The sequence below is a fragment of the Halobacteriovorax sp. GFR8 genome, assembly GCF_050955245.1.
Lineage (GTDB): Bacteria > Bdellovibrionota > Bacteriovoracia > Bacteriovoracales > Bacteriovoracaceae > Halobacteriovorax_A.
In genome coordinates this window covers 1,019,197-1,040,316 of record NZ_JBPBLR010000002.1, presented here as the reverse complement: position 1 = coordinate 1,040,316, position 21,120 = coordinate 1,019,197, and the positions used below count along the sequence as shown (strand labels likewise).

General features: G+C 36.7%; 14 protein-coding genes. 12 read left to right on the top strand and 2 right to left on the bottom strand.

Annotated elements, in window-relative coordinates:
* The first annotated feature begins 26 nt into the window (after positions 1-26).
* From ACRXC1_RS05570 to ACRXC1_RS05535, 8 genes are all read left to right on the top strand, one after another.
* On the top strand, positions 27-2,207 hold the full coding sequence (locus ACRXC1_RS05570; protein WP_433657163.1) for a hypothetical protein: 2,181 nt from the start codon (positions 27-29) through the stop codon (positions 2,205-2,207).
* 191 nt (positions 2,208-2,398) lie between these two features.
* Positions 2,399-7,408: a hypothetical protein gene (locus ACRXC1_RS05565; RefSeq protein ID WP_433657161.1), complete on the top strand. Its 5,010-nt coding sequence runs from the start codon at positions 2,399-2,401 to the stop codon at positions 7,406-7,408.
* Between the two features lie 144 nt (positions 7,409-7,552).
* The gene (locus ACRXC1_RS05560; RefSeq protein ID WP_392907537.1) at positions 7,553-8,617 is read left to right on the top strand and encodes a hypothetical protein; all 1,065 of its coding nucleotides are present in this window, start codon (positions 7,553-7,555) and stop codon (positions 8,615-8,617) included.
* A gap of 86 nt (positions 8,618-8,703) precedes the next feature.
* Positions 8,704-9,465, top strand: a complete 762-nt coding sequence (locus ACRXC1_RS05555) for a hypothetical protein (protein WP_433657159.1) — start codon at positions 8,704-8,706, stop codon at positions 9,463-9,465.
* Positions 9,466-10,401, top strand: coding sequence for an endonuclease/exonuclease/phosphatase family protein (locus tag ACRXC1_RS05550; protein ID WP_392907534.1), 936 nt, complete (start codon positions 9,466-9,468; stop codon positions 10,399-10,401). It begins immediately after the preceding gene.
* 66 nt (positions 10,402-10,467) lie between these two features.
* Entirely contained in the window at positions 10,468-11,751 is a 1,284-nt protein-coding gene (locus ACRXC1_RS05545; RefSeq protein WP_433657157.1) for a S8 family serine peptidase, read from the top strand.
* A 90-nt stretch (positions 11,752-11,841) separates the two neighbouring features.
* Positions 11,842-12,606: a hypothetical protein gene (locus tag ACRXC1_RS05540; RefSeq protein ID WP_433657155.1), complete on the top strand. Its 765-nt coding sequence runs from the start codon at positions 11,842-11,844 to the stop codon at positions 12,604-12,606.
* Between the two features lie 67 nt (positions 12,607-12,673).
* A complete protein-coding gene (locus ACRXC1_RS05535) occupies positions 12,674-13,255 on the top strand; it encodes a hypothetical protein (RefSeq protein ID WP_433657153.1) in 582 nt (193 codons plus the stop codon).
* On the opposite strand, the gene ACRXC1_RS05530 is transcribed toward ACRXC1_RS05535, so the two are convergent.
* Complete coding sequence (locus ACRXC1_RS05530) at positions 13,252-14,880, bottom strand: PhoU domain-containing protein (RefSeq protein WP_392907525.1); 1,629 nt, start codon at positions 14,878-14,880, stop codon at positions 13,252-13,254. The two genes, ACRXC1_RS05535 and ACRXC1_RS05530, sit on opposite strands and share 4 nt — an antisense overlap.
* A gap of 29 nt (positions 14,881-14,909) precedes the next feature.
* Positions 14,910-15,233, bottom strand: a complete 324-nt coding sequence (locus ACRXC1_RS05525; RefSeq protein ID WP_392907523.1) for a hypothetical protein — start codon at positions 15,231-15,233, stop codon at positions 14,910-14,912.
* A gap of 300 nt (positions 15,234-15,533) precedes the next feature.
* Here ACRXC1_RS05525 and ACRXC1_RS05520 point away from each other — a divergent pair, with 300 nt between their 5' ends.
* The 4 genes from ACRXC1_RS05520 (at position 15,534) to ACRXC1_RS05505 (ending at position 21,119) form a co-directional block, all read left to right on the top strand.
* Positions 15,534-16,430 (top strand): hypothetical protein, encoded by an 897-nt coding sequence (locus ACRXC1_RS05520; RefSeq protein ID WP_392907521.1) that lies wholly within the window; start codon positions 15,534-15,536, stop codon positions 16,428-16,430.
* Positions 16,431-16,501: 71 nt separating this feature from the next.
* A complete protein-coding gene (locus tag ACRXC1_RS05515; RefSeq protein ID WP_433657150.1) occupies positions 16,502-18,148 on the top strand; it encodes an ABC transporter transmembrane domain-containing protein in 1,647 nt (548 codons plus the stop codon).
* An 8-nt stretch (positions 18,149-18,156) separates the two neighbouring features.
* Positions 18,157-20,280 (top strand): ATP-binding cassette domain-containing protein, encoded by a 2,124-nt coding sequence (locus tag ACRXC1_RS05510; protein WP_433657148.1) that lies wholly within the window; start codon positions 18,157-18,159, stop codon positions 20,278-20,280.
* A gap of 8 nt (positions 20,281-20,288) precedes the next feature.
* Positions 20,289-21,119 (top strand): HlyD family efflux transporter periplasmic adaptor subunit, encoded by an 831-nt coding sequence (locus tag ACRXC1_RS05505; RefSeq protein WP_433657146.1) that lies wholly within the window; start codon positions 20,289-20,291, stop codon positions 21,117-21,119.
* The last annotated feature ends 1 nt before the right edge of the window (position 21,120 follow it).

Here is a 21,120-nt window from a genome sequence, read left to right as displayed (position 1 = left end):
TATACTTAAGTTTGAGATAATGTGAGATGAAGAGACTTTTTAAAAACATTTTCAATACAGTACTCATTAGTACGTTTGCCTTCAATGCGACGGCTTCAGATATGTGTACAGACCTTGAAACTGAAATCTCTGCCATTCATGCAAAACAAGACCAAATGAAAAAAGATGATAAGGCGGACTCTCCTACTCTTATCGAACTCAAAAAAATTCGCGACGCTCAAATGGCACAAGTCGTTGCCCTAAGAGCGCTAAAGAAAATTCGCAATGAATACCTAAGCTTTAAAAAAGAGGCAGAGGTTCTTGATGTTGCAAAGCTATTTGATACAAATACGGCCCAGGCCCTCAAAGAGCTTGAAACTCATACTCAGGCGGTCACAAAATATGCAGTCATTCATTCGACTGTATCAGCATTAGCAAAGAAGCAGGCCGCAAGCATTGCAGAGAATAACAAAGAAGAAAATGCATTTGTAAAACTCTTTAACCACTTAAAAGACGGTAACGGAAAAGATCTCTTCTCATATGTTAAGTCTGCGTGTCGAGGAAAGGATGCGAGTGTGCAAAAAGAGTGTGAAGTCTTTAATGACTTCACAAATAACTTCGAAATGGATCAAGGCTATGAAGATATGGCCAAGGATACCATTAATAACTATGGAGTTATCCTACAAAAGATCTATGCAGGTAGTGCAACAGAGAATGATGCAAATAACTTTCTAGAGGCCCACCTTGAAGCTCTTAAGGATGATACAGTAAACGTTGCCCTAACGACGACAAAAGAAGGAACACCATCAATTAAGATCAACACTTCAGGAAATAGCCTAAACCTCTTATCTCATAATGATCAGCTTAAGCACTATTATGAAAATACTATTTTAAAGCTATATGAAGAAACTTATGATCATAATGATGACCCAAATATTTTTAATACACAGCAGGGCTCATTCGCATCCTTCTACTTGGATAGTGGAATCTCTGATCAGTCATTTAGTGACCTTTCATCAGCACTATCGAGCCTAAAGAATTGTCGAGTAAAGATTAAAGAATGTGATGCAAGTAGTGACCTTGAAAAAATTAAGAATGCTATTAACGACTCGAGAGCTGCCATTGGTGATTACAACACACTTGAGAGCATCTCTCTCTACCCTAGTGAAGAAGAGAAGAAAGCTGATAAAAAAAGAAGAGATGATCTTAAGAATAATATTCACAATTTTTTAAAAGATGCTAATGATAAGGTCGAGGCCTTAAATAAAACAAGTAAGAGTAATCATAACTTCGGTGAGATCTTAGCAGACAATCTTGCGGAACTTTGTCCAGGTACATCAGGTGCCTCAACAACAGATATTCTCTATGAATGTGTGGAAAGTGAACTAAACGACAATGCCTTAGATCAAAAGATCAAGGAACGTGAAGAGGCACTGGGTGACGTTGAAAAGCAAATTGCGACGATATTCACAACAAGGCCAATGAAAGACTTAGAAGTCCTCAAGGCCTTAAACCTAAAGACATATAAGTTAAATTGTCGTGGGTTCAAGGAAGCTAATATCTCTTGCATGCCAGCACTTGAAACTGGCAATGAAGGTATTTCAATACTTACAAAGCTAAGTGATGGAATGGATGATAAGTTGATTACAGAGGACTACTCACGCTACTTCTATGGTGAACAAGAACCAAATGATTATCGTATGACAGATCGCTACCTTCTTGATTACTGTCACAAAAAGAAGAACAAACGTTGTAACGGAGCTGTTGTCGAGAATGGAGCGAATGGAGATGATGAGGATAATCGCGGCGATGAATTCGATTACGCCTGTCGTGCTCTTCATGTACGAACTTGTAACTTAAAAAAGAGCTCATTTGCTAATAGTAGTGTTCAACTTGAAAGCAACGAGTATTTTGACTGGGACCCTGTTTCTGAAAGAATGGTAAAAAGAAAACACAGAAAGAGCTTTTGGCCTCAAGTTGCCATGTATGCTGCTCAAAACTCTTATGCCTTTATAGGTCCGATGATCTCAACACAACAGCTTAGAGCACAACTTCCAGGCTATATCTATACAGGTCGTGTGCAACAGCAACAACTCGCCTATCAACAACAATACTACGATTGGTACATGAATAAGCTCGACCTTTCTAGACAGAGAATGTTTAGCGGTAGCAATAATCCATTCTATAACTCATATGATTTCTATGCCAATTATGGCTATAGTTTCTAAATGGCCCTAAATCACACAAATTCTTGTCGTCTAAATTAGATTCTCCTCTAAATAAGAGGTACGTAAACCTCGTCATATCAATAACTTAGATCAAACTAGGTATTTCTTACCTTTTCTTTAATATCAACAGGTTAATATAAAGAAAGGCGTCGGATTTCACGAAAAGTGAATGGGTAGGAAAATGTAAACCAATGAAATTTAAAATAAGTTTACTCACATTCATAAGCACACTGATGCTCCTTACATCTTGTATGGAAGCGGCCAATAACCGCCGCTCTAATCTAGATTCAAATGACTCGGAACAAGAGTCTTCAGATTATATTGTCGAAAATCCTACTGACCCTTCATGGTATGCCAAAGGCCAATATGTTGATGGTGCACTTACCCTTAACTCTGAAGATACGGGCAGCATCTATCTTGTTGGCGGAATTGTTAATAACTACATCGTTTCACAAGATAAGAAGAATTCAGTATTCTGTCTAATTGGATCAATTAATACGGCAAGCTCAACAGGTGTTGATAAGAAGCCTCAAGTGAGACTTGTGGCCACTCCTATTAAGTCAAGTAAGTCACAAGAAACAAGTTTAAGAATTAATATTGCTAATGCTGCTGACAACGCTGCTTTTTGTGGTGGTGATAATATCGTAAGCTACACTTCAACAGGATCATCTGTTTTAGTTGATGCAAATGAAGCGGCCTATAGCCTAGCGACGATTTGTCCTGAGTGTTCAACAAGTTTTACAACGATAAAACTGACGCTTCATGAGTCTGTTTATGGTATTTTAAAGCAAGCACCTGTTTCGAGTACTTCAGTAAACCTCTCTAGCCTATCAATTACAACGAATGTAAATGGATCTTCGACAACACCAGGTGGTAGTTGTACAAATACTTCATGTCAGCAACAAGGTTACAATTGTTGCCTAAATGGCCAATGTGTTATTGATGGTGAAGTTCGCCCAGAAACTGATCAAAATAGCTCTGCCTACAAAACTGCTTTAGCAGAGATTTTAGAAGATGCTAATAGCTTTAAAAATTATCCTGAACTATTCTATGTATGTCCGATTAATATCGACCCAGATGAAGATGATAACGACGGTTCTGATGGTGACCCTATCGACGATGCCAACCAACAGTTATTAAAAGATATTGAAGACTACAAGTGTCTACTTGGACAGCTTGATAGCTGTGATCCTGATCTTGACAGTGTTCGTGTAAAAGTATGGCAGAAGTGTGGATGTTCATTTGAACCAACTTACATCGGTGGAGAACTACAACTAGATTCTCGCTGTATTGATTATGGCCTAAAGGCCGAGAAAAACTCTAACGGTAATATTTTAAATATACAATGTGATATTCCTGTTGCTGAAAATGAAGATAAGCCTTTCCAAAACTTATCAGTACTAGTTTCAGGAAAAAGTGCCCCTCACCGCTTCTTCTCTCTTGCAGGTACTCCTTATGATGATCTAACAGAGATCCCAGAAGGAACAAATCAAGAGGGAGATACATTCTACTACCTAGATGATGCTAACAAGGCCGGGCCTTTAGAAACATCATATAATATGAATGCAGTTATTGGTCAGATGACACTTGATCTTCAACAAGCTCAACCGGCAAAGGCCATTGATGTTGAAGTTGATAAAGTTTATATCGTTTCAGTTACAAGTGGCTACGCGACTCCTTGTCCATACTGCCAACAAGATGCTTGGCAAAAAGTATTTAGCTCACAACCTGAGACAAGTAAGGGCTACGGTCTAACTTGGCGTGGTTACACGACAGATCGAGCTGCCATTGGAAGTAATACGACATACGGTAACTATGAAGATACTATTTTTGGACGTGCATGTTGGGTTCCTCCAACAATGCTACCTAGTTCACATATTAGTTATGCAGATGCCGGTGTTCAAAGAAGAAACCGACTTGAGACTCAAGCGGCCATGTTTGTTAATGGTTACCAAAGAGATTGGTACGGATTTAATCAGGGTGCCCTAATCGGATCATTTGATGGAGTTTCATGGTTCTCAGTTGGAGCAGGAAGACGTGTTCGCTCAACAACTCAAAAGCTTTTCTTAGCAATCAATGCTCCATTTGCAGACCTTGCTCAGAATACAAATTATACAGTATCTGTGGTCGAAGACCTTGGTGGACAAACAGCAGCAGATTACGACTGGGACTTTTCAAAAGACCCATCAGCGGCAGGACAAGGATATGGTGCTAGTTGCCAGTATATGCATGCCTGTAATGTTGATAGTGACTGTGTTGCCAAGCTTGGTTGGGAATATGCCTGTGCTCAAGTAACTGACGTTAAAACAAATTGGCCTAAATTTGATATTGATGCATTTGAAAGAAATAACTATTCAAGAGAAGGTGTTTCACTCTCTTCTATCTTAAATACAAATATTAGTAGCGGGCAGAATAAGAGATGTGTTTACCGTGGAGCAGGTTCTCTGTGTAAGCTAAGTCCAACAACTAATGTAAAGAAATCAACTCATACAAAGCTTCTAACTTGTGCACCAAATTTTTACTGTGCGGCCCTAGACTCAGCAAGCTTTTCAAAAGAACTTATTCGCTCACCTAATGAGCCAACAGCAATTCTCTACGGACAAGCGGCCAGTGTTCTAGGCAGACCAATTAGTTATAGTAATCGTGGCGAAGAGCTACCGACAAATATTCAACAGGCCATCGCTGCTAACCTATCTATTTATGCAGCCTCTGGAACATTTGGGCCAGGTGATGTTGGACTTTGTGTACCAGGACGATCAACTGATACAACAAATGGTTTTGAAAGCCGTCACGAATCTGAGGATAATAAGAACCGAACTGACTATATCTCTCAAATAGCTTCTTGTAATGAAGATGCAACAGGAGTGAATCGTACACGTTCATGTCCAGTATTTGATACTGATGGAAATTATGTAACAGTTGAAGATGCTTCAATCAATGTGCCTTCTATTTTACAAAATATGTGTTCGGCAGCTTCTGTTGACACAGACGAGTCCTCTTCTTTCAAATCAATTGAAGCAGGACTTGTCCAAGATATCCTTCAACTACAAACAGAAACACTTGCAGCAAATGCCTGTATTAGAAGAGCAGGAGCTGTTTGCCATACAAACTTAGACTGTGGGCCTAACCGCCTTCATGCAGATGTTGCCAGAGGACTCTCACCTGCTAGCTTTGGAGACACAATAGCAGAGCAGAAGTTTTGGGAAGAAGAACTAGTATGTGGGCAAAGCCAACAAGAGCCTCTACTTAATACAATTCTTGCTGGTAGTTATTATAACTACGACATGGGACAAAACCGTTGTTGTCGTGAAATTTCAAAAGACTTCACAATGTACACTCAAGTTGAGACAAATACTGCATTCCCTGGTTATGACTCACAAAACGAGGCCCTAAACACAAGAATAACGTCTAATGACTCTCCAGATGCAACAGGACGCTACTCACGCTATATTGCTTCAGAAACTTATAACACAAGTTCAGTTGAGATGAAGATTGAACCAGGAGTTCTACCTGATAATGGGCAGGCCCTAATTATCAATGAAACTGGTCAATCAAATTGTTGTGGCGGTGGTTTCATTAGAAAGTTTGAAGATGGAACAAATAACTGGACAGCTGGTGGACGCTTAAATCTTTCACCGACAAAGTTGGCTTGTCTAAACTACTCAATGAAGTCTTGGCGCGAAGAGCTTCAACCACTCTATCGCAATAACTGGCTAATGGAGTACTCTTTCATGAGTTCAATTGGTGGATACCGCACTTATAATGGTGAAGTTGGACAACCATTTGTATGGCTTAGACCAGGTGATCCTATTGGTAGTATTCAAGCAAATATTGATGCTAACTCTAGCGCCACTCCTGAAAATATCAATACGACTTCGGCCATTGATGGGCGTATTAGTTTCTACCCTGCAGATGAGTCGGGAACGCTATTTAATACAAAAATAGCATTTGGACTTTATCAAAATACAGGTTTCAATGACACATTCAATGCACCTTACTCACCAGTCGTTGTAAAACCAGCAGGTTTCAATAACCCTATTGCTCCGGCACTTGGCGCTGATGATCTGGAACAACAAACTCTTGCAATTTATATCCCTGATTATGTAGATGGTGCTTCGATTAATGATGTTATTTTAAACTATATCACTGATCCAGATGCAACAGATTTTTCAGACCTTTCAACACACGATGAAGCAGCGATGACTGAAGTTATCTGTCCAAGCGTTGCAGGAGCTGAACTTGCACTTGCTTCAATTGGTCAGCCTGCTTACTGTACAGTTACGGAAAATAACTTAAGATATATGTTCTTTAGAATTAATAATGACCTACTTTCGGCACCTACACCAATGCAGATTGGATGGGTATCTTTCAGATATAACTTCCCAGCAAGTGCATTTGGAACGATTCCAGGTGGACAAAAGTATTACGAGAGTATCTTTGAAAGATATGAACTTCTTGGTGTACCACAAGTAACGTATGAGGCCATTCGTTGTAATGATGAAAAGGCCAATCCACTCGCTCATACTTCAAATGAAGGACGCCTTGTTGAAGGTATCTATAATGAAGTAAGTGATCCATTCTTTACAGATCCTGATCGAATTCCAGCAACTGATCCAAATATTGGAACTGCTGATGATATTGATAACCAAGTCTATTATAAGACTGATGGATCAACGATTGCCCTACCACAAATCTTTGCGGCAAACGATTTTAAATGTTGTTCAAAGCTTGGAACAAATGTCACGGATCCAGGTTCAATGTGTTGTTCAGGCTTTGGTGTCTTAAATGAAGATAATACTTATGAATGTCGCCTACCTAGTGGGACAAATATAAATACTTATTTAAATCTATTTATCTCTTCTGAAGGTATCGTAACTGAAAGTGCCGATATGTCTCTTGATCCAGAAAAACACTACGATCTTAGAACAGGATTTCCTCTGGTTGAGGGTGCTAACGCCGATACAGTTAAATCGAAACTAAATCAAATCGGTAACCGCTTTTGTCAGCTTGGAAAAGTAAGAACTGGTAGCGCCTTTGATAATTACTACCCACAGCCTGCAGCTGGTTACTTTACTGAAGATACGCAACTACAAGGCTATAACTCAATTGTCGATTCAATGGATGACTTAACAGCAGATGATGCAAACTACTCAAGCTTCATTAAAGGCTTCCGCTGGAATCACCACTTCTACTGTGAATAAGATTCATACACTGTTCATTTCTTAGACAGAACAATCTTCACACTTAACTAAAATTCAACAACTTACCCTATCAGAATTTTGGCACACCTATTGCTTTATACATAGTATCTAATTTTAAAAATGAAAAAACCAAATGGGGAAACTATGAAAAAGCAAAATCTATCAACACTGATTAAAGTTGCCATCTTCACTGGATTAATTCCACTTTCGGCCTATGCAAATATTTGTACGATCGTAGAGAGAAAGTTTGAAAGAAAAGGTTTTGAGAAGATTAGTGACTTCGATAAAGATTTCCAAGAAAGGTACAATAAGTATAAAGAGAGATGTGATCTTGAAAAGTATAAGATTGCAGAAGAAAAGTTTCAAAAGAAACAAACTAATATTGCAAAAGATGAACAGAAACATGCTGACTTTATCAAAGATCGTGAGTCAATTGAACTTACAACAGAAGATCTAAGAGATTACTACGATAACTCACCTATTATCGCGTACCGTGCATCACTAAAGTATAAGATATTTGACGGTAACAAAGAGATCTATCTTCAAAAGGTTTCTGATCCAAATGCTATTTGCCAAAACATCCTTGGTGACAAAAAAGCAAAAGCAAAGAGTGCACTAATTTCTATTGCTGAAAAAGAGCATATGGGACAAGTTAGAACTCCTCAAGAAGTTAGTGACCAGTTAGAGTCAAGATTTGATGGTGCTGGATCTTCAGCTGCCTTTAAAATTACAAAGAGAGGGATCTTTGATCTTGGTGATAATGTAGAGGCAGGAACAGTTACAGAAGATTTTGAAACGTCGAGAAAGGACCGTATGGAATTTAATGCAGACCTTAGAGTTCTTCAGTCAAACGGTAAGATTTCAACATTTGCAAGCGATATTAGAGCACTTGAGTTCTCTAAATTAGAATGTATTAACAACCCAGTAAATGAAAAAGATACTTTAGATGATATTGAAACAAAGGCAACAATTGAAACAAGAGTAAACTCTGCAAAGATTGATAGCGATGAAGATGAGCAAAAAGTCATCGTAAAGTTTGAAGCTCAAGAAAAGCAAAACTTCATGGCCCAAAAAGGAAATAGTGATCGTGTAAATCCAAACCAGCCAACGATCAATGATATCCGCAGAGGTGAAACAACAGAAAAGTACACAGTTGATGATCAGATTGACTTTATCCTTGGAGGAAAAGTTAACTCAAGATCACAATAATAAAATACCCCTCCCCCCTTTAAAGGCCCGTATAATACGGGCTTTTTTATTTTGAGAATTATACAAATTCCATATACAATTTAGATATGAATAATTACTTTAAAACACTTCTCGTTACTAATATCGCTCATATCTCACTTGCGCTAAGCCCTCAAGTTCCACCAAAGGTGATTGAAGAGGTTGAGTTTAAGCCACATATGGTTGAACACCTAATTAAGGGATGTCCTGAGAATTCAGCATGTACTGCAAAAATGGGTACTATATCAGAGGAGTTCAAGGAGACTTTCTTAAAGGGCAGCCTAAAAATGAAAAAGAATTTTGCAGCTAAGCATGGCCTTCCCTTCACATTCTGGACTACTCTTCCAAAAAATAATAACACGATAACATACCAATCAAAATGTAACTTTCATCATCCACAAAAAGATAAATTTGGAAAGATCATCAACGATAGACAACCAATCTACGAAGGGATTAGATTTCTTAAGAGCACAAAAGAATTAAAAGACTCTCAAGATATCCTTCCAAATATTATGTTTAAAGAAGGACAAGAAAAACCAATCATTATACCACGCCACACTCTTCCCTTTTATACAAATGGGAATGCTATTTTCTTTCAGCAAGAGTATCGCGGAGTTGATTTTAAATTTAAAATTGAAAATGAAAAGATCACTCTCCATACAACAACTCTTGAAAACCGTGAAATACAAGGCGCAGTTTGCAGCGAGGAACTCTTAGCTAAGTTTAAGAAAATCAATAGTCAAAAGCTCTATCAAAGTGCATATTGTAAACTAATCTATGATGCAAAAGCGAAGAAGTACTTTCGCTATATTTTTGGATGGAGCTGTTAATTGCAACAGAAACAAATAGAAGAAATTGAGCTTTGTGTTTACAATCTAGAAAATCTCTTTATTAAGGATGCTCTCGCTCATCCACCAAATCTCAACTATTTCAAATCACCATTAAATCTTAATCAGCTTCGTACTGTTTTTAATGAGATCAATGCGGATATCTACGCATTAACGGAAATTGGCTACATTGAAAGCCTCCATTACTTCAATGATAACTACTTATCTAGCGAGTATGAAATCTATCACAACCAAGGAAATAGTGATCGTGGGATTGAGAATGCATTCCTGGTAAGAAAAGGACTTCCTTTTTACTTTGAGCACCTATCTCATACTGAAAAGGAAATCGATTTTATCTTACACGAGGAAGATGAGACTAATTACTTTCTCTCAAGAGACTTCTCTCACCTGCGAATCTTTAAAGATCAAGAAAAAACACAGCACATAATGAGTCTATTGAATGTTCACTTAAAGTCACAACGTGATGATGACACCGGCCATGACTTTCGTTCAGTTAGACGAAGAAAGGCCGAACTTGAGTTATTGGTTCACGTCTATAAACAAGAATGTACACTCTACAATGAGACCCCTGTAATTCTATGTGGTGACTTCAATGGTAATGCTTCAAGTGAGAATACAGACGATGAATTTACTTCACTGTATAGTGAAACAAATCTCAAGGATGTTTTGGGAATCTTCCAACTTCCACTAGAATACCGAACGACATTTTATCAATTTGTTGGGCAAGCGGCACACCCGTTGCAGCTAGACTACCTTTTTATCGATGAAAAGTTTAAATCTCAAATCGCTGATGCGGCGGTTTATCGCTACCGCAACTCAGTAGGTAAAGTATTAGGGCCACCGCGCAAACGCTCTGATATTTGGAATAATCCCTCTGACCACTACCCTGTTTATGTAATTTATAAGCTATTGAAATAAGATTAAAGAATCCTAAAATTACGCGATGCAATTGCAAGGATGAAAAAGATCATTTAAAAATTTTCTATGCATCAAATCACACAACACATACTAATCTGGCTTCTTGCGTTACCAACTTTTGCAACATCTGTTGTTGCTATTAGTGATAATCAAATTGATATCAACCATATCGATCTAAAGGGTCAACTCTATACAAATCGACTTGAGTATAGCAATGGCAAGGATAGCGACCAAAATGGTAAAGTTGATGATGTTAATGGGTGGAATTATATTCAAAACTCAGCAGAAGTTTTTGACTCGAGCCTGATTGGAACTTTTGATCCTAGAGTTTTTGAATACTACGAAGTTAGAAAGAGGAAGACTCTTAAAACGGCAACTGAAAGTGAACTTGAGTGGTACAAAGAAATACGTAAAGATGATGATTTTATGGATAGCCGAGATGATTTCTCATCTTATACTCACGGTTCACATGTTGCATGCTTGGCCATGAATACAAAGGCACTGCCATATGAATTAAAGTCTAATGATATTCAATTTCTTCCAATTCGCTATCTCGGTGACGATCCTGTTGGACTATTTGCAAAGAAAGAGTTTGTTCCTAGTAAGAATAAGAAGTCATACCTTAAGATTAGAAATATTGAAAACTATCTTGCTTACTATCAGGATTGGATGATCGCTAAGATGAGTGAGACAGTGAAATACTCGTCAAACTTTTCGAATATTTACCATGCCTCTTGGGGACAGAGCTGGGAGCCGGCCTACGATATGATCAATGGTCACTTCCAAGAAGAATTCGATCTGAGTGAAAAAGAGGTTAATAAAAAATTCGAAAAGCTCATTACTCAAATGCGTGATGATTATATGAATGGCCTGATGAACAAAGGCCTAGAAGTTGTAAAGTCATATCCAAAAATGCTTTTTGTATTCTCTGCTGGAAATAAGAAGGATGATACCGATACTTTTCTTCACTACCCTTCGTCGATCATTGCAGATAATGTGATCTCAGTAGCTGCAATTGACGAACACAATAAGGATAAGGCCTACTTTTCAAATTTTGGAAAGAAGACTGTGACTATCTTTGCACCGGGAGTTGCCATTAGCTCATGTACTCCAGGAGATCGCTATGTTCCAATTAACGGAACATCTCAAGCTGCACCACAAGTGACGAATACTGCTGCAATGATCTTTGCCATGGCCCATTACTACAAGAAAGATATTGATGCCTCTATAGTTAAAGACATACTAGAGAAGTCGGCCAAGAAACTGACTACTTTAAACAACCTTTGTACAAGTGGTGGAACCCTTGATCACGAAAGGGCCCTAGGGCTTGCTCGTTATTATTTCAAATAATTTCTAAGCTAAATATTCATATGAAATGAGCATATTTTGCCTAAACCTCTTATCTGTTTTGACGATAAGAATAGATAAGAGGTGGATCATATGAACAAATTAGCAACTTTAATCTTACTATCTTCATTAATGAGCTGTGCTACTGGCACACATCATACTGAAACAATTGAAAGCAAAATTGCAGGTTTTGAAGACCGCTCTGATAGTGAAATCAACCCAATCCCCTCTTATAAGGTTAGAACCTTTAAAAAGAAAAGTCGTGGGCCAGCAAGTGTTGGACAAGAGCCAACTAAAGATATTTCAAAACTCGATAATAAGAAAGTTTACTTTCTTTCACTCTATGAACAGTACCTAACATTTTCACAGCTCTATCCAAGCTTTAAAAAAGAAGTTAAGACCTGTGCATACTTTCACCAAGAATTCATCTCTTACAATGATAAACCTCGTATTTGGGATTATCAGTTGAAAGAAGAGATTGACGACAATATTGAAAATATCGTTTGGCACCTACCATATAATGGAGAGCGTGCTAATAAGAGTACTCTCCCACTTGCGATGCAAGAGCATATGGATCGTACTCACTATGAACTAACAAAACTATGTGACAATGGCTTCTCTGATAATTACTACGTTTTTGAGAACTACATCACTCTTGCAAAAAGTGATAAGGTTGCAGCAGGAACAAGTGAAGGTGCCAACTCACTAGTTAAGACAAGTTTAGTTTTCAATAAGCTTCTAATTGATAACCTCTCAACGAAGAAAAAAGTTAATGTTGGACGAGGGCTTGCCTCAAGTACTGAAGAGATCGAATATACAGATATTTCATTCAGACGAATGCAAGCACTTTGGTTTTAGGAATCTTTAACTAAATTAAGCCTTACCGACCTTTTAATTAAGATTAAGTAGAACCTATCATATTTCTATGAAAGCTCTACTAATGATACCCTTAATCTTCGTAATGACCTTATCTTGTACTCAAGAGCGCCCTAAAGAATCGCGTTTATCAGAGATAACGAGAAGTTTCTATGAGATTCCTAACTTCTTCGATATTGAAATTGTCTCCATTGATGTCCAGAGTGAGGTCATTGACGAGAATTATAATTGCTATGAGTATAAGTTAGACATAAGCTTGCGGGCAAAAGAAGACCTCCTTACACTAAGACCAAATCGGCCATTCGGAAAATATCGCATTAGAACGACAAAGGGAGAAGAATTTATCCCCATTACAAATACAAAGCTTGAACTCGAAAAAGAAATTCAATATTACGAGGGCCAAATTGATCAGGTTGCTCTTATTAAGCAGTGTGTCCGAATGCGTGGAAAGAAGTGCATTCGTTACCGTAAAGTTAAGGCCTCTCGACGACACAAGGAAAGTATGATTGATCGAAAGATTGCCTCGACAAAAAAATTCTTTCCTTACGAAATAAATAAGAATCAAAATACGATCGTGAGAGAGTTACCAATTATTGTGTGTAAGAATGAATTAACCAATAAGTGGAATTAGATAACACCAGTTAGGAGTAAGTAAACTTCTCTAACATTAGCACGTACCACTGAAATCGATGTCATCATATCCGAATAATAGATATGCTTGCGTCCATCCTCTTTATGATGAACTTTCGCAAAGTCCTCTCTTTCAGTCATAAGATGTCTCTTAAGTTCTCGAGTACTAACAACAACTTCGTTGATCTCTTCTTCAGTTGCAACTTGCCCCTTATAGACAGCAATGCTTCTTTGGTAGAGAGATTGTACTTCAGAAAAGTAGCTTAGTAGACGGTCTGTTTCATCAGCTGATAACTTCCAATTCTCATAGTACTTAGTAAGCATCGTTGTAAGCTTATCGAGACTATCTGCTAATTGTTCAAGGTCTGAGGCAATCTGCATCAGCTTGATGGCATTGCGACTCTCAACTTCTTCAGCACCGTTAGCAATTACTTTTGAGATAAAATCATTTATCTCTAATTGAATATTATCAATAATTTTTTCGTAATCTTTAATCTTTGCAAGAGCTCTGGCGCCTTTGGTAGGACTTTCAATATACTCGTGACATTTTTCAAACATTCTTGAAACAATATCTAATAACTTTCCAATCTCTAACTCGACTAATACATAGGCCATTGTCGAAGAGATATGTCTTCTCTCCCCCAAAAACTTAAGCTTAGGACGATCCTTAAACTTCGCATCTGGATACATTCCTTTAATCAATTCAGACACAATATTCTTAAAGAAAAAATAATTTAATATTGCTAATGAGATAACAAAGAATTGTCCCACTATAATGAGACCAAGATTTCCCACAGTTGTTTCAACATTGTGGTCAATGATGACAATAAGTAAGAAACTAGCAAATGTAGCAACTAAGTAGTGAACAAGAGGATGAAGAGAAAGCCTAATCGCAAGGGGCCTCGCAACCTTTCGTGCAGTATTAAAATTAATAAAGAACGAACTTAGTGTTGATGCACAAATAATTGAAAAACAAACACTAGCTGGAAAGACTCTCGTAAATATCATGACAACAGCAATTGCTAACGTCATTGTTTGACTTCTTAGAATGAAAGAGATCACACTTCCAATAACAAATCCAATCAAGAGATTTGTAAATAAAGAGTAGTCAACGAATCTCACCACAAGGTCTTGAACAAAACTCCAAGTCAGAAGAGAAACTAAGCTCTCATGCATGACCGAAATTCCTAAGAATAGGAAAGCTAAACCAAATAGTAATTTTGTGAGTTTTCTTACAAAACGCTGAGAAAATATCAATCCAATAATAAGAGCAAATGCCATTAAATTTAATGCTAACTCTTGCCTTGAGAGCATCAATATAAGAAAGATAGCGACTGCACCAATAACTGAACCAAATAGCATTGGTATCACGCGATTCTTTCTTATAAGATTTGCATTAACGAGGCCTACAGTCACGATATTGGCCATTGTCGGTGAAAAAGCTAAAAGACTTAGCCTTGCCCCATTCCAAAAGTTGACGACAAAGTTCTTACCATCAATATCTGAGGCAATATGCTTGATTGCACCAGAGCCCAGACTCTGTATTCCAGCAGAGATGATTCGTTGTCCGTAATAAAAAATAGCGAGGCCTGAGATGAAAAATAAAACCGTTTGCAAGTATTCCATGACTTATTAGATACAAATCCTTATGTGATTTACGAAGTGGCCTTGGCCAGCCAAATAGGGATAATAATATAGAGTATTGTATCTCGGATCAAATAAAATAGGAAAAAATAAATAAAAGCTTTTGGGCCCTTGTTCCAAAGTCCTTCAATACCTAAATATTGGATCTTCTTAGACATGGCCACCATAAATTTTGTTTTACCATAGTGAGCGATAAAGAATGAGATAGCACCATCGACCTTGCGATCAAACGCTAGGAATGGAGCCTTTAGTCGCTCCAGAAAGGACTTTAGCGCAGTTTTCTGCTCTGGTTTCTTCTTATCTACTTCGTTTGCATTATTAGTGATTGAGCTCATGATAGGCACAAATTAGCAGAGAATTGTAGCTGTGAAAAGGATTTTAGGCATCTTTGAACAAGTATTGATGACACCATATAGTTTTTCTATTGGCGCCCAATCCAGACATATAAGATAGTAATATTATGGAAGAAGCTATTGACTAATACGCTCAGACAATACAAATTAGGTCAACTTCACATAGAAATTATAAAGACGGATAAAGAAAAACAGGGTCTACAATTCCATGACACTTTTAGGTATCGATTTCGGTAATCTAAGTCACAGGAATCATAGACGACACAGTGCAAGGACGATTTTTTGTTACAAAAAATACACCTATTAAACATTCAAACGAAGAGTGAAAATATACCAACTCACCTACTAAAAATGCCTGGTGCGTTTGTTCTTATTACATGTCAAAGAACGATTATCTTAACGACATCAGAATTCTCTCAAGAAGATACTCAATTAGGTACATACTACTTTGGAAAAAAAGCATACCACTTTCTATTAGAAACAATATGCGGCCTACAAAGTAAACTCAAAGGTGAAAGTGAAATCGTAGCTCAATTCAAAGAGGCCTTTTCAAATTACCTTAAAGAAGATATTCGTTCTTCACTTATTCTTAGAGTTTTAGAAAAACTTTTCAAAGATGCTAAAGAAGTAAGAAAAGAACACCTCATTAAGATTGGACAGCAATCTTATGCTGGTATTACAAGAAGAATCATTCAATCAAAGTACGATTCTGGTGATGTCCTTATTTTAGGATCAGGACAACTAGCTAGAGATTCAATTAAGCACTTGATGAAAAAGTATAATGTTTACATTAGTGCAAGAAACCCACAAAAAGTACAAGAAATCATCAACGATTTTCCAAATATCAATATCACGGCAATTGAGTGGAAGAACTATAATGAATACTTCAAATTCAATAGCTATGTGAACACAATTGGATGTTCTGGAAAGATCTTTGCTGAAGAGTTCTTTGCTGGTCACTGTCCTAGTAACTCAATCTTTGTCGACCTTGGCTCTCCTTCTGTCATTGATACACAATTTGATAAGAAGCAAGGTGTTTACCGTTTAGGAGATATTCTTAACCACGGTAAAATGTTAGATGAAGAAAAAATTGAGAAACTAGATCAAGCAAAACTGGCCATTGAAACTCTTGTTGAAAAGAGAGCAAAGCATCTGGCAAACGTTCGCGCAAATCTTTAGTTTTAATTAACTCACAAGCACCGATAGCTAAGTCGATCAGTCATCTACAGTAAATTACTGTAGGAGACGTCATGGAAATTAATATCCCAAGGAGTGTCGGTCATATTCCATCCACGACACTGAAATGGATAAAAGATAATTCAAAAGTCTTTAATAAGGATCTTATCTCTTTAAGAATCTTATTAATGTTGAGTATGGTCATAAGTACAATTTCCCTGGCCCTACCAGTTGTTCTGATGCAACTCTTTGATCGTATCATTCCTGGCCATAATACTGGTAGCGCCATGGTGCTTCTCTTTGGCCTTACAATATTTATACTGGCGGAGTCAGCACTAAAATACTTACGCTACTACTTTGTCACCTTCGCATCTGCACGTTTTGAAAACAAGCAATCACAAGAGTTGATAAAGAAAATAATTACCGATACTGATTTTTATGACGTTGGAGTTTTTCAATATTCCCTAAAGGAAATACAAAGAAATAAAGACTTCTTTGCCGGCAAAGGTTTTGTCACATTATTAGAACTTCCATTCTTGTGCCTTTATTTTGGCTTTCTCTTCTACCTCAACCCATTAATGGCCTTCATCCCCTTTGTTTCATTTTCACTCTATATGATGATTTCTTTTTATTCCATAAAGAGAATGACTAGAATTATACAGCTCAAACATATAACAGATATCGAGCAAAACAATCTACTTTATAAAATTTTAGATAACCTCACTGTTTTAAGAAAATTTGGAAGGATCAATCTTTTCAACAATCGTTTTAAAAAGAAACAAGCAACGGTAACTAAGAACAACTATTTACTTAGTCGTTACGCGAACTTTCAATTTAATTTGAGTCAACTTATGTTACAGCTCACATCTGTCGTAATTCTAGCGACTGGAGCTTACTTAGTTATTAATGGCCTGATGAGTATTGGTGCCCTTGCTGCGTCACTAATTTTGGCAAATCGTTGTATAGCACCAACAGATAAAATATTTAAGACCTTGAGAAAAATTCATGAAGTAAAGGTCATGACGGATATTATCGTTCACCCAAAGGGAAGATCACAGGAAAAAGAAAAGAAAAATATCGATAAGATCTACTCAATGATAATACCAATTTACATAAGAGGAAGGAAACATGAAATTCCTTTTATGAAGGGCGATACCATCTCTTTAAAAAATCAAGATAAAGACACAAAGGAGTTTCTCTTTGCTCCAAATCTTAGGTCCATTACAAATAAAGTCTATGTCGATGATTTAAAATTATCAGACATTGATGATCTAAGCCTCTATAAGAATATCGCCATTATCAATGCGGGCCCAAATATATGGAATGGAACAATAAGAGATAATATTACTTCATTTGGTCTTGTTAGTGAAAAAAAGGCCCAGAGCTATATCGATGTTTTGGGGCTAGGAGAAATCATCAGAAAACTACCTCATGGATTAGATACTAAGCTAACTTCTGAAGTAGAAGATAATATTTCTGATGAAGTAAAATCACTTATCTACATTACTAGGCAACTTGCACTTGACCCCGAAGTCATCGTTCTAAATGAATTTGAAGCGGGTGTTGATCGTGAAAATTACATCAATATCTTCAACTATATAGCAAGTATTAGAGAGTCTCGAATAATCTTCGTAAACACAAGAGATAGAAACTTATTAAAACTCTGTAACCGAGACCTTCTAAACAATCGTATCGGAGAGATTGAGACTTACTTAGTCTAAGGAGAGATATGTCCAATATAAAAATGATCTTTCATAATTTCATGGAACTAAAGTATCAGGATGACTACAGCGAAGATGTTAATGAAATCTTAATATCATATCGACATATGAAAGAAATTGACTTGATAAACGCATTAGCGACAATTGGACTTGAAGCAAAAAAAATAGAACTTCAATTAAAAAATGTTGAAATCGACGCTCTTCCCTGCCTATTAATATCAAATATCGATATTGAAGATTTCTGTGCTAAGAATGACCATCTAATTCTGACTTACGAAAAAGAAGAAGAAATATTTTATCTCATAAATGACCATGACCTAAAACGACAGATTGAACTTGAAAATTTCCCTATCAAATATGCTCTCTTTATTAGAGAGTTTAATGAAGTTGAACTAAGAAATGAAAAGGTATTTAGAAATACAAATAAAAACTTCGTATCTTGGACAAAGGCGATTATAAAAAGATTCAAAAAAGAATTTTCAAAGCTATTCATCCTATCTTTAATCAATACACTTAGCACACTTGCCTTTGCGGTTTACGTTCTTATTACTTACGAAGTGATTACTGGAGCTAGGTCACTAGAAGTCCTAGTCCCAGCTACATCTGGAATTATTATACTACAAGTAATAAGTTATTTTTCACGTAGTATAAGATCAAATATTATCAATTGGTGTACCAACCGTATTGACTATATTCTAGAGATAGCAGTTCTAGAGAAAATATCCACAATGTCAGATCATCAAAGAGAGATCGAAAAAGTTGACTTTCAAGTTAACCGTTTTGAAGATATTAAAGATGCTGTCAACTACCTATCATCAGAAAACAACCTAAAGCTCATTGACACGATTTTTAATACTCTTCTTATTTTCCCTATTTTCTTCTTATCATGGCAAATGGCGATTCCTCTTGTTTTTCTCGCACCATTGGTAACTCTTCTTTATTACTCTGACATTACAAAGATAAGAATGAAGAAAGAAATATATGATCAGTTACATGAAAACAAGAATAATCTAGTTAATGAACTTAAAAGAGGCTCTGAAGAAATCTATCTAGAAAACTTATTTCCAATATTTTCAAATCGTTTGTCATCACTTAGTTCAATGTCTTATTTTAAAGAACAACAATATAAAATGAATGCCTACCGGACTGAGTTTTCTTCTAAAGTCATTACCATTACAATTGTTTTGGCATCGACAATCGTAGGTCTTCTACTTATTTGGAATCAAGAGTTAGCTGTTGCTCATTTTATGGCCGTTATGGTTTTAGTGTGGAATATACTCACAACCGCACAACAAATACCTAACTCAATCCAAAGACTAGACTCTCTATCTTGCTCATTTAGAAAATTGCACAAACTCTTTTGTGAAAGTAGTGAGACGAGAACATACCGTTCTAGTGAGGATCTTTACACTAGAAACTTTGAAATAGAATTTAAATCAGTTTCTTTTCAATACCCAGATACATTAGAAAATGTCTTTAGTAATATCAATATTAAACTAAGGCCAAATGAGGTGTATGGCATTCATGGAGGAGCAAACTCTGGAAAGAGTGCGTTTATAAAATTACTCAATAAAACCTACCTCCCTCAATCAGGTTCTATCCTCATTGGAGGAATCGATCATAGGCAATTCGACACACTCTATCTTAGACAGCACATTCTAACTCTAAACTTAAAGAAGTCATTATTGAAAGATATGAGCATTTACGAAAATATAAAATATATTAATCCTCTAATCACACGTGATGACATCATGATATATTTAGGATTCTTTGGAATTGGAGAGCTTCTTGAGGATAACGGATTAACAATTGACAGCCCTCTAAGTGGCGCAACTAAGTTAAAAATTACAAACGAGCTATACTCTGCAATAGTTTTAGCGATTCCATTCTGTACTCAGGCCAAAGTCGTTCTCATTGAAGATATTCCGACCTGCACAATCAACAAACAGTTCAAACTATTAAAGAAGTTTTTAAAACTCTCTAAGAGAAACTTTACAGTTGTTTTCTGTAGTGAACACAAAGAAATATTAAAAGAGGCAGATAATATAATCTACATGGCACCTAACAAAGAATTCACTTCAGGGAAAAAGGATAAGATCTTTGAATACCTAGAAGAGAATGCCCTCATATAAGGAGGATAATGATCATGAACAAAAGAAAAAGATTCTCATTTGGTAGTAGTCTCGATTATGCAAAACAAACAGACTATATCGGGCAAGACCTTCTCTTAGAAGAAGCAAGAATTCCATATGTATCTAAATCAATTATCCTTCTTTCATTTTTTTCTGTGATAGCATTTTTTGCATGGTCTTCTTTCTCAACAATTAACGAAGTCGTCCAGGCCAATGGAAAAATTGAAGCAACCGCGATCACACATCTTATCAAGCACAATAAATCAGGAATCCTAGATTCTCTTGAAGTCATGAATGGACAATATATAAAAGCGGGTGATTTACTCTATACCCTTATTGATGAAAAAAAGAATAAAGATAATAATACAGTTAGAAAAGAGATTCTCTTAATCAGATCACCTATTACTGGAATTGTTAATGAGGTAGACTATAAAGCACTTGGAACAAGTGTAAGTATAGACAAGAATATTGTAAAAGTCCTTCCTATAAATGACACCCCAATAGCGACAGTCAAAATAAACCCAAAAGACCTAGGGCTACTCCAACAAGGCATGAAAGTTAATGTAAAAGTCACCTCCCATCAAACCCATCGCAATCAAACTGTTTCGGGATGGATAGAGTCTATTTCACCAAGTGTGTTTTATACAAGTAATGGGTCAAGTTATCACCAGGCAAAAGTGATACTTTCTAAAAACTATCTTGGCCAGAACCAGGAAAGCAATTTAATCCTACCAGGAATGAAGATTCATGCAGACATACAGATAGCTAAAAAAAGTATCCTAAGTTACTTATTTATGCCGATTGATACTTCACTAAGTTACGCATTAACGGAGAGATAAT

Coding starts and splice junctions, on each gene's coding strand:
- ACRXC1_RS05570 (WP_433657163.1), top strand. CDS start 27: ATGAAGAGACTTTTTAAAAACATTTTCAATACAGTACTCATTAGTACG.
- ACRXC1_RS05565 (WP_433657161.1), top strand. CDS start 2,399: ATGAAATTTAAAATAAGTTTACTCACATTCATAAGCACACTGATGCTC.
- ACRXC1_RS05560 (WP_392907537.1), top strand. CDS start 7,553: ATGAAAAAGCAAAATCTATCAACACTGATTAAAGTTGCCATCTTCACT.
- ACRXC1_RS05555 (WP_433657159.1), top strand. CDS start 8,704: ATGAATAATTACTTTAAAACACTTCTCGTTACTAATATCGCTCATATC.
- ACRXC1_RS05545 (WP_433657157.1), top strand. CDS start 10,468: ATGCATCAAATCACACAACACATACTAATCTGGCTTCTTGCGTTACCA.
- ACRXC1_RS05540 (WP_433657155.1), top strand. CDS start 11,842: ATGAACAAATTAGCAACTTTAATCTTACTATCTTCATTAATGAGCTGT.
- ACRXC1_RS05535 (WP_433657153.1), top strand. CDS start 12,674: ATGAAAGCTCTACTAATGATACCCTTAATCTTCGTAATGACCTTATCT.
- ACRXC1_RS05530 (WP_392907525.1), bottom strand. CDS start 14,880: ATGGAATACTTGCAAACGGTTTTATTTTTCATCTCAGGCCTCGCTATT.
- ACRXC1_RS05525 (WP_392907523.1), bottom strand. CDS start 15,233: ATGAGCTCAATCACTAATAATGCAAACGAAGTAGATAAGAAGAAACCA.
- ACRXC1_RS05515 (WP_433657150.1), top strand. CDS start 16,502: ATGGAAATTAATATCCCAAGGAGTGTCGGTCATATTCCATCCACGACA.
- ACRXC1_RS05510 (WP_433657148.1), top strand. CDS start 18,157: ATGTCCAATATAAAAATGATCTTTCATAATTTCATGGAACTAAAGTAT.
- ACRXC1_RS05505 (WP_433657146.1), top strand. CDS start 20,289: ATGATCATGAACAAAAGAAAAAGATTCTCATTTGGTAGTAGTCTCGAT.